14 protein-coding genes are annotated in these 15,000 nt (G+C 40.9%); 2 read left to right on the top strand and 12 right to left on the bottom strand.

Going from position 1 to position 15,000, the window contains the following annotated elements:
- Window positions 1–51 precede the first annotated feature (51 nt).
- Window positions 52–2,493, bottom strand: a complete 2,442-nt coding sequence (locus FHS59_RS01190; protein ID WP_184492588.1) for a zinc-dependent metalloprotease — start codon at window positions 2,491–2,493, stop codon at window positions 52–54.
- A gap of 156 nt (window positions 2,494–2,649) precedes the next feature.
- Here FHS59_RS01190 and FHS59_RS01185 point away from each other — a divergent pair, with 156 nt between their 5' ends.
- On the top strand, window positions 2,650–4,281 hold the full coding sequence (locus FHS59_RS01185) for an ABC-F family ATP-binding cassette domain-containing protein (protein ID WP_184492587.1): 1,632 nt from the start codon (window positions 2,650–2,652) through the stop codon (window positions 4,279–4,281).
- A 6-nt stretch (window positions 4,282–4,287) separates the two neighbouring features.
- On the opposite strand, the gene FHS59_RS01180 is transcribed toward FHS59_RS01185, so the two are convergent.
- The 7 genes from FHS59_RS01180 to FHS59_RS01150 all read right to left on the bottom strand — a co-directional run bounded on the left by FHS59_RS01180 (window position 4,288) and on the right by FHS59_RS01150 (window position 9,387).
- On the bottom strand, window positions 4,288–4,554 hold the full coding sequence (locus tag FHS59_RS01180; protein ID WP_184492586.1) for a type II toxin-antitoxin system RelE family toxin: 267 nt from the start codon (window positions 4,552–4,554) through the stop codon (window positions 4,288–4,290).
- Complete coding sequence (locus FHS59_RS01175; protein WP_184492585.1) at window positions 4,544–4,750, bottom strand: hypothetical protein; 207 nt, start codon at window positions 4,748–4,750, stop codon at window positions 4,544–4,546. The genes FHS59_RS01180 and FHS59_RS01175 overlap by 11 nt, the downstream gene beginning before the upstream one ends.
- Before the next feature lie 120 nt (window positions 4,751–4,870).
- The gene (locus tag FHS59_RS01170) at window positions 4,871–6,166 is read right to left on the bottom strand and encodes a TRAP transporter large permease (protein ID WP_184492584.1); all 1,296 of its coding nucleotides are present in this window, start codon (window positions 6,164–6,166) and stop codon (window positions 4,871–4,873) included.
- Window positions 6,166–6,657 carry a TRAP transporter small permease gene (locus tag FHS59_RS01165; RefSeq protein ID WP_184492583.1) on the bottom strand — a complete coding sequence of 164 codons (492 nt, stop codon included), beginning with the start codon at window positions 6,655–6,657 and terminating at the stop codon, window positions 6,166–6,168. The genes FHS59_RS01170 and FHS59_RS01165 overlap by 1 nt, the downstream gene beginning before the upstream one ends.
- Window positions 6,658–6,681: 24 nt before the next feature.
- Entirely contained in the window at window positions 6,682–7,668 is a 987-nt protein-coding gene (locus tag FHS59_RS01160; protein WP_184492582.1) for a TRAP transporter substrate-binding protein, read from the bottom strand.
- A 49-nt stretch (window positions 7,669–7,717) separates the two neighbouring features.
- Window positions 7,718–8,386 carry a bifunctional 4-hydroxy-2-oxoglutarate aldolase/2-dehydro-3-deoxy-phosphogluconate aldolase gene (locus tag FHS59_RS01155; protein ID WP_184492581.1) on the bottom strand — a complete coding sequence of 223 codons (669 nt, stop codon included), beginning with the start codon at window positions 8,384–8,386 and terminating at the stop codon, window positions 7,718–7,720.
- Between the two features lie 8 nt (window positions 8,387–8,394).
- Window positions 8,395–9,387 (bottom strand): sugar kinase, encoded by a 993-nt coding sequence (locus tag FHS59_RS01150; RefSeq protein ID WP_184492580.1) that lies wholly within the window; start codon window positions 9,385–9,387, stop codon window positions 8,395–8,397.
- A gap of 105 nt (window positions 9,388–9,492) precedes the next feature.
- Here FHS59_RS01150 and FHS59_RS01145 point away from each other — a divergent pair, with 105 nt between their 5' ends.
- On the top strand, window positions 9,493–11,139 hold the full coding sequence (locus tag FHS59_RS01145) for a UxaA family hydrolase (RefSeq protein ID WP_184492579.1): 1,647 nt from the start codon (window positions 9,493–9,495) through the stop codon (window positions 11,137–11,139).
- On the opposite strand, the gene FHS59_RS01140 is transcribed toward FHS59_RS01145, so the two are convergent.
- From FHS59_RS01140 to FHS59_RS01125, 4 genes are all read right to left on the bottom strand, one after another.
- On the bottom strand, window positions 11,136–12,179 hold the full coding sequence (locus FHS59_RS01140) for a Gfo/Idh/MocA family protein (protein ID WP_184492578.1): 1,044 nt from the start codon (window positions 12,177–12,179) through the stop codon (window positions 11,136–11,138). The genes FHS59_RS01145 and FHS59_RS01140 overlap by 4 nt on opposite strands.
- Window positions 12,176–13,189, bottom strand: coding sequence for a 3-dehydro-L-gulonate 2-dehydrogenase (yiaK, locus tag FHS59_RS01135; protein WP_184492577.1), 1,014 nt, complete (start codon window positions 13,187–13,189; stop codon window positions 12,176–12,178). The genes FHS59_RS01140 and yiaK overlap by 4 nt, the downstream gene beginning before the upstream one ends.
- Window positions 13,190–13,274: 85 nt before the next feature.
- On the bottom strand, window positions 13,275–14,612 hold the full coding sequence (locus FHS59_RS01130) for a pectate lyase family protein (protein WP_184492576.1): 1,338 nt from the start codon (window positions 14,610–14,612) through the stop codon (window positions 13,275–13,277).
- Between the two features lie 4 nt (window positions 14,613–14,616).
- Window positions 14,617–15,000, bottom strand: coding sequence for a VOC family protein (locus FHS59_RS01125; protein WP_184492575.1), 384 nt, complete (start codon window positions 14,998–15,000; stop codon window positions 14,617–14,619).

Genomic DNA, 15,000 nt, shown 5'->3' with positions numbered 1-15,000 from the left:
AAAGCCCTTTTGGAGATTCCAAAAGGGCTTTTTTAATTTTCAGGACTTCGCCTATTCTTCACTAAGCTTAGATTCAATTAAGGCATCAATATCTTTCAGGTGGTATTGAAAAATTCCTGATGGATAGCGGGAGCTGGCTGACTTGGCCATCCCCTGGATTGTTTTCAGTTCAGCTCTTGCTGCAGCACTGATGTCAGTCCGATTTTTCTCATCCTGTTTCATCAAGCCTGCCAACATCTCAACATGTGCTCTTTGAAGGTTTCTTCTGTAGGTATCAATTTCCTTCGTAGCAGAAAGCTCAGACCACAATCCTTTTCTAAGATCACTCAACATAGTTGTCAGCTTGTAGGCCTCAGCTCCATTAAGCGCCTCATTCTCTATCATTCTTTCTAATCGATCTTTTCTAAGAAGATTCGAAAGCAATCTAGATTGCATGGATCCAACAGCAGCTACCGCTCCACTTGGGCCGATATTGTTTAAAATTTCCTTTTGCAATAACCAATCAGGTGTAGAGAAAACATCCTCATTTAGAAATTTCATGGATTCGATCTGAGCAGATTTTGCAATTGGAGTATAAGTAGTTCCTGATTGATCGGTGGTTTTAAATTCCTCATATACTCCTCCAATATTTGTGATCACATGTGCAGCAAATCTTGTCCAAACTCCGATCAATTCTCCATAAAGCTCTTCCAGATCAGCATAGCCTTCCCCAGGCGTAGAAGTCCATTTCACCAGATTTGGTGCGACGATCTTTAAGTTTGCCAAGCCATATCGGCTGGCTTTGACAGGATCATCTCCAACAGATTCTGTTTGGGAGCTTGGGTCAAATGAATTTCCTCCACCGAAAAGATATTTTGGATCTCCGGCTTTTTCTGCGATCCACTTGTTCAAGATCGGCTTTTCATCTTCTGCCGAGTTGGCTTCAGGAATGTATCGATAGCCCCAATTGATGGCATATTCATCATACGGTCCTAGCATTCTAACAAATCTCACTCCTTCATCGCCCGGCTGAGCCACATAATTGTAGCGGGTATAATCCATGATTGTAGCTGCTAGTCCCCACTTTTGAGTGAAAGAAGCAGATCGAAGTGAATCTGTTGGATAAGCATAAGAAGCTTTCATGTTATGTGGTAAACCTAAAGCATGTCCTACTTCATGAGAAATAACACGTCTCATCATTTCTCCTATCTCCTCTTCCGGAGTGTCCAAAGTTCTAGCAGAAGGATTTGCTGCTCCAGTCTCTAATAGATATCGGTTTCTATACGAACGCAAATGGTTATGATACCAAATAATGTCACTTTCTATTATCTCACCGGATCTAGGATCTGAGACACTCGGTCCAACGGCATTTCTGGTAGTTGAAGCCACATATCTTACTGTAGAATATCGGGCATCTTCAGGACTCCAATCAGGGTCTTCTTCCTTAGTCGGTGCATCTTTGGCGATAATTGCATTCTTAAAACCAGCTGCTTCAAATGCTTGCTGCCAATCTTCGATGCCCTGACGGAAATAAGGTCTCCATTTTTCTGGAGTAGCAGGATCTAGGTAATATACAATTGGATTGATCGGCTCCACCAATTCTCCCCTTGCGTAAGCTTCAGGGTCTTTTGGCTCCAATTTCCATCTTCTGATGTAAGTTTTCACATCAGACTTCAACGCTTCAGAACCATAATCAATTTGCCGGATGGTAAACCAACCCACGCGCTGATCATAAATTCTTGGCTGCATCGGCACTTCAGGCAGTAAATACATGGATTGACTCATCTCCATCGAAATAGTCCCGCTTCTGAAATTAGAAGGTGGCTCGGTGGCATTGTAGGTCAAATCATGACGAACTTCGATATTTTCAGAGAAGCTAGCCATTCGGCTGATGAAACTTCTTTTTCTATCCAAGTTCCGAACTTTATACTGCCTTCTCATATTTTCTGATAGCCCACTTAGCGCTGGATTGTCAGAAAGGAACAAGTCACTCACTTCGATCAAAGCGGCCGTTGAATCTGCATTGAATGCCTCTATCGGGAAAGCAGCCAAAATAGGATCATAGTTATTTGCAGATACAGAAAGCTGAATCGGCAGAGAATCACTGGCCACATTGCTATAAGAGATGGATCTTAAATGAATGTTATTTTGAACTCTAGACCATCTGACCACTTGTTCATTGGTCTTGGAACCAGCATTCATATATCCTCCACCTAGTCCTGCAGCTATTTTTGAAATCCGGCTGACCAATAACATATCTGCATTTAGCAGGTCAAATGGAACTTCATAATAGTATTTTTCCCCAACCATATGCACTTTAAAAAGTCCTTCATCAGTTACAGCATCTGAAGTCACGATATCACTGTACTTTTTAAAAGGGCTCTTTTTTTCAGCTTTTGCAGGCTGACTTTGAGGAGCTGGTTCTGCACCTTTTTTCTTACTTTTCTTTTGTCCATAGCTGACCGTGGAAGCCAGCATCAACAAGAGAAATAAAACTTTGGAAATGTTCTTCATAGGATTGTTTATAAAACTCAAAGAAAATTAGAAATGCACGCTATCTAAAACAAGCAGACATATATGATCGGTAAATCCCTTTTTGGAGACAATTCATAATTACTCCAAATTTTAAATTCTCAATTCCTTACCTTTGCCGCTTCAATTCAGATAATTATGATTTCAGTAGATAATGTAGCAATCGTACACAGCGGCTCTACACTCTTTAGTAATATTTCATTTGCCATCAATGAAACCGATAAAATCGCCTTGATGGGGAAAAACGGAGCCGGTAAATCCACTCTTTTGAAAATTATCGCGGGGCAATCCAAACCCACCTCCGGTTCTGTTTCAGCTCCAAAGGGATTTGTTGTAGCCTATTTACCACAACATTTATTGACTTCGGATGACTGCACGGTGATGGAAGAAACTTCCAAAGCTTTTGCAAGCTACCTGAACATGAAGACAGAGATTGATCGGATCAATGAAGAACTGACTGTACGTACCGATTACGAATCAGAAGAGTATTACAAACTGATCGAGCAGGTTTCTGAATTGAGTGAGAAATTTTATGCGATCGAGGAAGTCAACTATGAAGCAGAAGTAGAAAAAGTACTTCTTGGCTTGGGTTTCGTCAGAGAAGATTTTACACGATTGACATCTGAGTTTTCCGGAGGATGGAGAATGCGAATTGAATTGGCGAAAATTCTTTTGCAAAATCCTGATCTGATCTTACTTGATGAGCCTACCAACCACTTGGATATCGAATCCATTCAGTGGCTGGAAGATTTCTTATTGAATAAAGCAAAAGCGGTAGTGGTAATCTCCCACGATAGAGCTTTCGTAGACAACATTACCACTCGAACCATCGAGGTGACCATGGGCCGTATTTACGATTACAAAGCGAAATACAGCCATTACCTCGAGTTAAGAAAAGAGCGTCGCGAACAGCAGCAGAAGCAGTACGAAGAGCAACAAAGAACCATCGCGGACATCCAAGGATTTATTGATCGCTTTAAAGGAACCTACTCCAAGACTTTGCAGGTACAATCCCGTGTGAAAATGCTGGAGAAAATGGAAATCATTGAAGTAGATGAGGTGGATACTTCTGCATTGAAACTTCGCTTCCCTCCTTCCCCGAGATCAGGGAAATATCCGGTGATCGTGGATGAGATGAGCAAAACCTATGGTGACCATGTGGTTTTCAAAAATGCCTCTATGACCATAGAGCAAGGGCAGAAAGTAGCTTTTATCGGAAAAAATGGAGAAGGTAAATCCACCATGATCAAGGCGATCATGGGAGAAATCGATTTTGAAGGCAAATGTGAATTGGGACACAATGCCATGATCGGCTATTTTGCGCAGAATCAGGCATCCCTTCTGGATGAAAGCCTCAGCATTTTCGAAACCATCGATCATATCGCTGTGGGAGAAATCAGAACCAAGGTAAAAGACATCCTCGGTGCCTTTATGTTTAAAGGTGATGATATCAACAAGAAAGTGAAAGTTCTTTCAGGTGGTGAAAAAACCCGTCTCGCTATGATCAAATTGCTTCTGGAGCCGGTCAACTTATTGATTCTCGATGAACCTACCAACCATCTGGACATGAAGACCAAAGACATCATCAAAGATGCACTGAAGGCTTTTGATGGCACCTTGGTGGTAGTTTCTCACGATAGAGATTTCTTGGATGGTTTGGTGACCAAAGTATTTGAATTTGGAAACAAACGCGTGAAGGAACACTTTGAAGACATCAATGGATTCCTGAGAAACAAGAAAATCGAAAATCTGAAGGAAGTAGAAAGATAATCTTCCTTAAGGGAACATTTTATAGAGCTCGTTTTTGTGGGAAATTCTTGCGAAAACGAGCTCATTTATTTCTATGTACAATCCGATCCGGTAGTTCTTTTTCTTGATCCGGAAGACATTTTTAAAGCCTGCCAGTTTTTTCAAACTTCCGATTTCGGATAAAAACTTCGCTTTCTCACAGGTTTTAAGCAACTGCGAGATCTCCTTTTTATCCTGCTCCTCGCTGACATTTTCAAGATCTTTCAGAAAGGATTTCAAAAATCTAGTTTTCATGCTCCATTAGCTTCTTAAGAACTACTTCCTTTGGGATTTCTTTAGTGCGATCGACTTTCACCATCAGATGTGAAAGGCCCAAATCCTCTTTTTCTTCCGCAGTAATAATCTTATATCTGGCACCTATCTTGCCCAATAACTCAGCAATAAAACTGAGTTCCTTTTCATTTTTCGGATTAATTAAAATAGAGTCCATATCGCCCACAGTACAAAAATTATTCCTTCAACAATCAGAAGCTAATTCATGATAATCGAAGGAATAGTTGTGGAATCAATACGACTTTTTCACTCAATTTGGGGGATTATACCCCAAATTTTATAACCCGAATACCCTCGGAAGCCATAGGGAGATTTCCGGGAAAATCATGATCAAAGCCAAGGCCAGAATCATGGCAAAGAAGAAAGGAAGTAAGGGTTTAATGACTTTTTGAATCGTCGTCTGAGCGATCCCAACTCCAATGAAAAGTACCGACCCTACCGGTGGGGTACAAAGTCCGATGCAGAGATTCAACACCATCATAATCCCAAAATGTACAGGGTCCACTCCAAGTGATGTCACCACTGGCAAAAAGATCGGAGTAAAGATCAATACCGCAGGAGTCATGTCCATAAATATTCCCACAAAGAGCAAAAGAACATTGATCATAATCAGGATCACGAAAATGTTATCACTCAAGGACAGAAGTGAATTGGAAATGCTTTGAGGAATTTCCTCACTGGACATCACCCAAGACATGGCCATAGAAGTTGCTATCAAGAGCATCACTACTGCGGTGGTTTCTGCCGATTTTAATAAAACTGCAGGAAGATCCTTGAATCCTATTTCTTTATAAATCAGGGAAAGAACCAAGCTATATACTACCGCAATTGCTGAGGCTTCAGTGGCGGTAAAAACCCCACCTATAATACCACCAATCACTACTACCAATAGAAATAAACTAGGAATGGCATGCCAAAATGTAACTGCTAAATGCTTTATGGTTGTAGCTTCACCAGCAGGCAATTTCTTGATTTTCACCATTACGGCAGCGGTAATCATCAGCAGCAATCCAACCAATAATCCAGGTAAATATCCTGCCACGAAAAGTGCCGCAATAGAAACGCCACCCGAAGCCAATGAATACACAATCAGAACATTGGAAGGCGGAATGATCAAACCTGTAGTCGAAGAAGTGATGTTCACTGCAGCTCCCAACTCTTTTGGATATCCTTCTTTCTCCATTCTTTTCCCTAAAATTCCACCCATAGAAGAGGCTGCAGCTACAGCAGAGCCTGCAATTGCCCCCATAAGCATCGCAGCGATGACATTCACATGCAATAATCCGCCAGGAAGTCTACCAGTCAAGGCTTTGGCAAATTCAATCAATCGGTTGGCAATCCCTCCCCGATTCATAAGTTCACCGGCAAGAATAAAAAACGGAATAGCCAATAATGAAAAGCTGTCCAATCCTGTCCCCATTCGCTGTGCAACTGTCGTAATTGCTGGCATACTGGCGACTGTAACCATCAAGGTAAACATGCTGGAAAGTCCCAAGCTCCATGCTACTGGAACGCCAATTCCCAAAAAGAAAATAAAAGACAATACGAGTACTAATACACTTAAAACTTCCATTATTCAGCTGTTTTGATTGAAGTGGACAATTGAATAATAAAAAAGAGCTGATAATAAGTTATCAATACTCCACTAAAGGGAATGATGGAATACACATATGCCAATGGAATTTGAAGTGTGGCAGATTTTTGACTCAAAATAAAGGTGATGTAAACCAGGTTAGATCCTCCTATCACCATGACGATCACTGCAAAAACCAAGATGCAAACACTGATCAATATCATTAATTTATCCTGTGCTTTTCCTTTTAAACTTGTCAATAATATATCGATTGCCAGGTGATCATTTTTACCAGCGACATAAGCTGCTCCAAGCATTCCAACCCAAATCATCATATACCGGGATAGCTCATCAGTAAAGGAGCTTGGATCTTTAAAAATATAACGGGAGGCTACCTGCCAAGTGACATTCACGACCATCAATGCCATCAAAACAATGAGTAAATAGGATATCAGTTTGTCAAGTTTACTTTTGGAGTCTAATGAAAACATGAAAAGATCGACTTTGGGTTTAAATTATTTCACATCACGGATTGCCTGAACAATCTCATAAATTTCTGGCTGTTGTAATTTCAGCTCATCATAAACGCCTTCCACTGCCTTTCTGAAAGGTTCTTTATCAGGATAGGTGATTGTCACACCAGCTTTTTCAAGCTCTCTCATGGATTCTGCTGAAGACTCCGCCCAAAGCTTATATTCGTAAGTTGCCGATTCATCGGCGGCTTCCTGAACCCATTTTTGTTCTTCTTCTGTAAGGCTTTCCCATACTTTGGTGCTGATGATCACCACATCTGGCAATGCAGTGTGCTCATCCAAACTATAAAACTTACATACTTCGTAATGCTTGGAAGTAAACAGACTTGGAGGATTATTTTCTGCAGCATCCACGATGCCCTGTTGTAGTGCTGTGTACAGCTCACCATAGGAAACAGGAGTCGGGGAACTTCCCAATGCTTTGACCATATTGGAAGCTGTGACACTTTCCATTACCCTTACTTTCAGACCAGCAAGGTCTTCCGGAGTTTCTACAGGCTTATCTTTGGTATAAAAACTTCTTTTCCCGGCATCATAATAACATAAACCTCTCAGCCAAAACTCTTCTCCGTCTAGCAGAAGTTGCTTGCCAATTGGCCCTTCCAAAACTTTGCGCTGATGCTCATCATCTCTAAATAAATATGGCATTCCAAACACCTGCATGGTGGGTGCGAATCCTTCCAAAGCTGCCGCAGAAACCTTGGTCATCCCAAGACTTCCTATCTGAAGTAATTCAAGTAATTCTCTTTCCGACCCCAATTGCTGATTGGGGTAGACTTTGACTTTTATTTTACCATTAGATTTCTTCTCAATCTGCTTCGCCATATAAAGCATGGCTTCATGAACAGGGTGGCTGACTACGAGTCCATGGCCGAGTTTGATAACCTTAAAATTGAGAGGAGAAGTACAGGAAAATGGAAGAACTCCTAAAAAAATCAGAATCATTAAGATAGGAAAGGCTCTTTTCATGGGTTTATTTAATCAATTAGGGATTTAACAATAATAGTCTTTTCCTGACTTACTTAACAGATGAATTACGGAATCGATTTAAAATACCGGATGCTTGGTTGATATTATCTCCCAACTTTTCAAATTGCTTTTCCTGAATCAAGACTTTTGAAAAAAGCTGAGACCCCATTCCTACGCAGTGAACTCCTGCATCAAACCATGTTTTAAGATTACCTTCTTCCGGATGAACTCCCCCAGTAGGCATTACCAATAAGTCTGGAATTACAGACTTGACAGAGGCAACAAACTCTGGCCCAAGAACATTAGCTGGAAATACTTTGATCAAAGGAATCCCAAACTTAAAGGCTTGAAATGCCTCCGAAACAGTTCCTATACCAGGAATCCAAGTGATTTTTTGAGACTTGGCATATTCAGCAAGTTCAAGATCCCATACCGGAGAAACCAGAAAATCGGCTCCAGCTTCAATGAAATCTGCGGCCTGTTCCTTGAAAAATATTGTCCCGATCCCCAAATAAAAATCTTCCCAATGTGCAGATGCTTTTTTTAGCTCTTTAAAAACAGATAGTGAATGATCTCCTCGGTTTGTAAATTCAAAAACATTCAAGCCCGCTTGATGACAAACTTTCATGACTTTAATTGTTGCCTCCACATCTTTGTGGTTAAAAACAGGGATTATCCCTGCTTTATTCATAGCATCTATCAAAACTTTTTGATTCATATAAATTCTTAGCGTAATAGTTTTCCAACATTTTTATCTTCTACCAGCATCAATGCTTCTTCTACAGTAATCTCATTGGCGTCACCATGAATACTATGTTTCAGAACTGAAGCGGCAATCGCAAATTCCAAGGCTTTTTGAGGCTCAAAATAATTCAGTCCATAAATCAATCCTGCGATATAAGCGTCTCCACCACCGATCCGATCTACAATTCCTGGCATATCATAATTTTTTGAACGCAAAATCTCACCATCCCAAAGTATCCCTTCTAATTGATTGTGAGTCGCCGAGATAGAATTCCTGATAGTCGTTGTGATGTATTTAATTTTGGGAAATTTCTCTTTTGTTTTTACACAGGCACTTTGAAAATCATTTGCTGCAATTCCGGCACAGTTTTCCAAATCTGTTTCACCCGCCACCATCAAGGTGCTATACTGCATCAATTCTGGCATTGCTTCCAAAGGATTCCTGCCATATTGCCAAAGGTTTCTTCGGTAATTGATGTCAGCACTGATTTTCACTCCCTGCTTATATGCAGCTTTAATTGCCTTTAACATTAATTGGTAGGCATTTTCAGAAATTGCTGGGGTAATTCCAGTCCAATGAAACCAATCAACTCCTTTGAATATTTCTTCAAAGTCAAATTGGTCTGGATCTAAATTGGCAAATGCAGAATCTGCTCTATCATAAATGATTTTGGATGCTCTCTGCATGGCTCCTACCTCTAAAAAATAGAGCCCAAGCCTTCCTGCTTGGGTTCGGATCAAATCCGTTTTCACTCCAGATTTTCTCAAACTTTTAATAACTGCTTTTCCAAGATCATTGTCAGGTAAAACAGTCAAATGGCTTACATCAAATCCCCATTCTGCAAGGGAAACAGCCACATTTGCCTCTGCGCCACCATAAACAGCACCAAAAGAAGCTGCCTGAGTAAAGCGCTGATTGGATTCCGGTGTCAATCTCATCATGATTTCACCGAGGGTAATTATTTTAGGGTTCATTAAATATTCTTATTTCCAGACAAATTCTCTACAAATGATTTCCATTTGATGTTGAATTATTGTCTATATTGCGCAATCGATTGCACAATATAGACAATAATTCCCATGAACCATAAAACATTGCAAATTCATTCTAAAGACAATGTGTTTGTTGCATTGCAGGATCTAAAGGCAGGAGAAAAAATTACATTCGAACAAAAAGTAATCACTTTAAAAACCGATGTTCCTGCAAAACATAAATTCGCAATAGGCGATTTGTGCAAGGGCGATTTGATTTATATGTATGGGGGAATTGTTGGAAAAGCAATGGTTGACATCCAGTCAGGAGAGGTTTTGACCACGTCGAATGTCACTCACGAAGCAGAAAGTTTTGGGAAAAAATCCGGAACATATTCTTGGGAAAAGCCAGATATCAGTTCTTTTGAAAATCGGACTTTCCAAGGCTACCATAGAAAAGACGGCCAGGTAGGCACAGGGAATTATTGGCTGGTAATTCCAATGGTATTCTGCGAAAACAGAAATGTAGACACTATCAAAGAAGCATTTTTGGATGAATTGGGCTTTGCTAAAACCAACCCATACAAACAATTGGTGAAAGAAATGGCCTCGCTTTACCAAAATGGAGATTCAGAATCAATCAAAAACTTGACTGTCAACACCTATTTAGATAAATCTCCTGCCAAGCTATTCGAAAACATAGACGGTATCAAATTCTTAAATCATCAAGGCGGATGCGGAGGTATTCGTCAAGATTCTGATGCGCTCTGTACGCTATTGGCCGGTTACATCAATAATCCAAATACTGCCGGAGCTACAATTTTGAGCTTAGGATGTCAAAATGCTCAGGCTCCGATTTTAGAAGAGAAGCTTAAAAACATAAACCCCAACTTCCAAAAACCATTGATCATCCTGGAGCAACAGAAAGAAGGAACGGAACAACAACTGTTGACACGGGCTATCAAAGAAACCTTTTTGGGTATGGCAGAAGCTAATTTGGAAACAAGAAAACCTGCTCCTCTAAATAAGTTAACTGTTGGTTTGGAATGTGGAGGTTCGGATGGTTTTTCTGGGATTTCTGCAAACCCTTCCGTTGGCTATGCTGCCGATTTAGTCGTAGCATTGGGTGGAAAAGCAATTTTATCTGAATTTCCGGAGCTTTGCGGAGTAGAACAAGAACTTATCAACCGATGTGTCACCAACGAAAGTGCCGAGAAATTCTCAAACTTAATGAAAGCCTATGCAGCATCAGCTGAAGCCGTAGGATCCGGGTTTGACATGAATCCATCCCCTGGGAACATCAAAGACGGTTTGATAACTGATGCCATGAAATCTTCTGGAGCAGCTAAAAAAGGTGGTACCTCACCGGTTGCAGACGTTCTGGATTATGGCGAATATGTAAAAACTCCTGGGCTGAACCTCCTCTGCACTCCAGGAAATGACGTGGAAAGCACAACGGCAATGGCTGGTTCCGGTGCAAACGTCATCCTGTTTACAACTGGCTTAGGAACGCCTACAGGAAATCCGATCACACCAGTGATCAAAGTATCCAGCAATCATCGCCTAGCCGAAAAGATGCCGGATATAATTGATGTAAATACAGGTTTTGTTATTTCTGGAGAAAGATCCATCAAAGAAATGGGCGAAGAAATCCTGGAAAAAATCATCCGTGTTGCCAGCGGTGAGGAGTTGACAAAAGCAATGATTCTAGGTCAAAATGACTTTATTCCTTGGAAGCGCGGAGTATCTCTTTAATATTTGATGTCTTCAAAAGGAAACTCAATTTTCTCATTTCTCTTTGAAGAGAGATAAATCCCTCTGATCAGCTCCACAGATTTTCGAGCCGTTTCACCGTCGACGACTGGAAGCGCACCCTCTTCTATTGATTTTAGAAACAATTGCCACTGAGCCAAGTGAAGCTGATGTCCAATTGCATTCGGGTCGGAAGAACCAGACGCTGATCCCGGAGCAGAACTGATCATATTACTATCATCACCTTTTATATTCCAAGCCACCAATTTCCCTGCTTCCAGGATAGCACTACCTTTCGTACCAAAAACCTCAATTTTCTCTGGGTAGCCGGGATATAGGGAAGTCGCAGAAGTAATATTTCCCAAAGCTCCACTTTTAAAATTAACGATCGCTGTACCCAAGTCTTCACCTTCTATCGGATAAAGTGCGGTTTGCACCTGACCAAAAACCGCCGATACATCTCCCATCAAATCCAATAGTAAATCAATGGTATGGATACCCTGATTTATCAAAGCTCCTCCACCATCACCTTTTAATGTACCTTTCCACTTACTTGTCCCATAATAGGCATCATCACGGAACCAATTGACATAGGCATTTCCCATCAATAATTTCCCAAAAACTCCCTGATCCACCGCCTTTTTCAATTGGACGTAATCTTCCGAAAATCTATTTTGAAAGATTACCGCCAGTTGAACTCCATTTTCCCTACAACTCTCCAATAGCTGATCAGTTCTATCCAGGTTAATTTCAATTGGCTTCTCTACTAAAATATGTTTTCCAGCTTTTGCGGAAGCTAAACTAGGCTCCAAATGCATCCCACTGGGAGTGCAAATACAAACGACATCCAATTCAGGGATTTTCAGGAACTCATCAAAATCAGTGAAAACAGGCTCTTTAAATTTAGTCTGTGCTGTTTCTGCACTTTTTGGATTGGGATTATATAATCCGACCAAATTAGCCTGATCCAACTCTGCGATTGCCTGGGCATGTTTGATCGCGATTGAGCCTGTTCCGATGATTCCAATTCCGTATGTTTTCATTTTTCTAATTCTTTTAAAATCTGATTCCAAATTGCCTCATCCACGGGTATTCCTTTTTCTAAATTTTCCTGCCGGGTTTTCAAGACATTTTCCCCAGGATAAAGAATCTGTTGTCCCTCAAAAACTTCAGAGCTTTTCAGATCTTGAATAATCGCATCACACTTTTGATCCATCCATTCTTCCAATTCCAACTTGACAGGGTCAAGGCTTATAAAAACCTGAGAAAGTCCGATTTCTGCACCCGAGTGGTCGACTTCATGGGTACTATAACCACCTGAAAGCACAGCTGCAAGCATGTCCAAGACCAATGAAAGCCCAGCACCCTTCCACATTCCAGCAGGTAAAGCCATATCGTTTTTCAGGATGGGTTCAGGCTCGTTGGTCAAATTTCCGGACTCATCAAAACCAGCAACATAAGGAGCATTTTTACCAGCTCTTGCATAGTTTGCCAGCTTGCCATAAGCGAATTGGGACATGGCCATATCTAGAACGACAGGTCCTTTTTTTCTAGGAATCGCAATAATCAAGGGGTTATTTCCGAGCTTAGGTTCACTTCCACCCCAAGCTGGCATATTGGGTTTAGTATTGGTAAAACAGATGCCTATTTTACCAGAATCTACTGCCTGCCAACCAAAATTACCTCCACGCATCCAGTGGTTTGTCTTCTTCAATGCCACACAACCAATTCCAAAGATTTCTGAATTGGCAATTGCTCTTTGCATGGCAAATGCAGCATTCAGATTCCCGGGGCCAAGCTGCCCATCCCATCTCTCAAAAACCCCTAAACTACTCTCCTGTCGGGGCTCAGCAGCAGGGTTTACAAAACCTTGTCTGATAAAATCCAGAAATAATGGAAATCGATTAACTCCATGGGATCGAACTCCATCGAGGTCTGTTTTGGCAAACAATTGTGCACATTTTTTGGCTTTCTCTGATTCAAATCCATACTTCAACAGGACATTTTCAAGCGTGCTTGTCAGTTGGGAAAAAGAAATCCTTTTGTCAGTCATAAGCTTTGACTATTAAAAATCGAGTATTATCCTAAGATAAAACCTCACGTCGGGAATGCCAGACCAAATTCAAAAATCTATCTAATTATCTAATCAAACTATTCAAATACATTTCCACATTGGTATAGTCTTGATCTAAGGTATAAAGTTTTGAATCAGAGGGGTCATTCGGGTTCAGTTGAAAAGCAAGCTCCCACTTATCTGGCATTCCATCCCGATCGGTATCAAGTGGTACATCTCCTTTTGGTAAAATTGGCCATCCTCCCACTTGGGTTTGTGAATCAATGATCCCATTATTCCCAAATTGGTTTTGTCCAGAACGAACTTCCTTAACAATCCGAGAATCCACAGGGTCTCTAAAAATATTAGCTCCAGCATTTTTCATTACCGCATCAAAAGCTTGCTCTGCAGTCATCGTTTCTGCATTTGAGAATTCAAATTCATTGTCAACTTGAACGATTTTTGGATCCACATTCTGAATTCCTAAAGAATTATTTTTCGTGACTGTAGCTGCTCCTTCCACCACATTTCCGGTTACATAAAAACTCGCATAAGGTTTATATGGCTCCACGATTCTATCTCTATTGGACTGGGTCGCGGGACCAGGTTTATAATAGTTGTTTACAATATTATATTGCCCTTGCTCACCGGCATAGGAACTATTTCCTTTCCAATTATAGATCACATTATTTCTAAAGTCCACCCATTCTTTAGCAGGTTCCTTATGATACCTTGCACCATTAAACCGAGGGTTTCTACTGTTATGATCAGCTAAGAGATTATAAAGAAAAGAAGCCTTTTTCCCTCCCCATATTCCTCCATAACCATGTTGTCCTTTTTCATGCACGGAATTATTTAGGCTTTCAGATAAAATGGTCCACTGAAGGGTAAAGTTTTCATTGTCATAAAAAGATCCGCATTCGTCTGTAGCCCAGCTTAGTGAACAGTGGTCAATGATGATATCTTTATTTCGTATGGAGCTCATCGCATCATCTTGAACTTTTTCTAAATCCCCAAGCCGGCTTCTAATGTATCGGATAATGACATTATCAGCTTTGATTTTAAGAGGATATCCCTGAATGGTTATTCCTCCTCCCGGCGCGCTTTGTCCTGCTATCGTCAGATCCCCATAGTTGATATCCAAACTGGATTTTAATTCGATATTCCCGGCTACTTCAAAAACAATAATCCGAGGTTCTTTCTTCTGGATTCCATCCCGAAGTGAGCCTGGTCCATCATCATTTAAATTAGAAACTATATACACCATTCCCCCTCTACCACCAGTGGTGTATTTCCCAAAACCTTCCGCCATTGGAAAAGCCAGTGGTTTTTGCGCCTCCTGTGCAAAGGCATTTTTGGTACCGCAAGAAAAAGTACTAAATGCAAAAAGAATCCCTAATACAGCATTCGAAATCTTTATCATAGGTTTAAATCATTGGTATTGCTCTTTTGCAGAGCTGAAGGCAAATCCCCCAGGGATCTCTAAGCATCACTAAATGCGATCCATCTGGTAAGATATCATCAGAAAACTCAGTCGCACCAGCGGCTATCAGCCGGGTTTTATCCGAGGCTGGATCTTCGGAAACCAAAGCCAAATGTACCGCCAAGGGATGTAAGGTTTCAAAACCCAAAGTTTCTCCTTTTGGATTGCTATAAATTTCCAACATCACTGTTCCGCTATCATCTGCCAAAAACGTCATATAAGGGGCCTCGGACATTTTCTTTTTAACCGTGAGACCCAAATGCTCTTCATACCAAAGAGAAACAGCTTTTGCATTGGGTACATTGATGGCGAAATGTTCGAATTTCAT

Origin of the sequence: Algoriphagus iocasae, assembly GCF_014206875.1 — a bacterium.
Classification (GTDB): Bacteria; Bacteroidota; Bacteroidia; order Cytophagales; family Cyclobacteriaceae; genus Algoriphagus; species Algoriphagus iocasae.
This window is presented reverse-complemented; position numbering and strand designations above follow the sequence as displayed.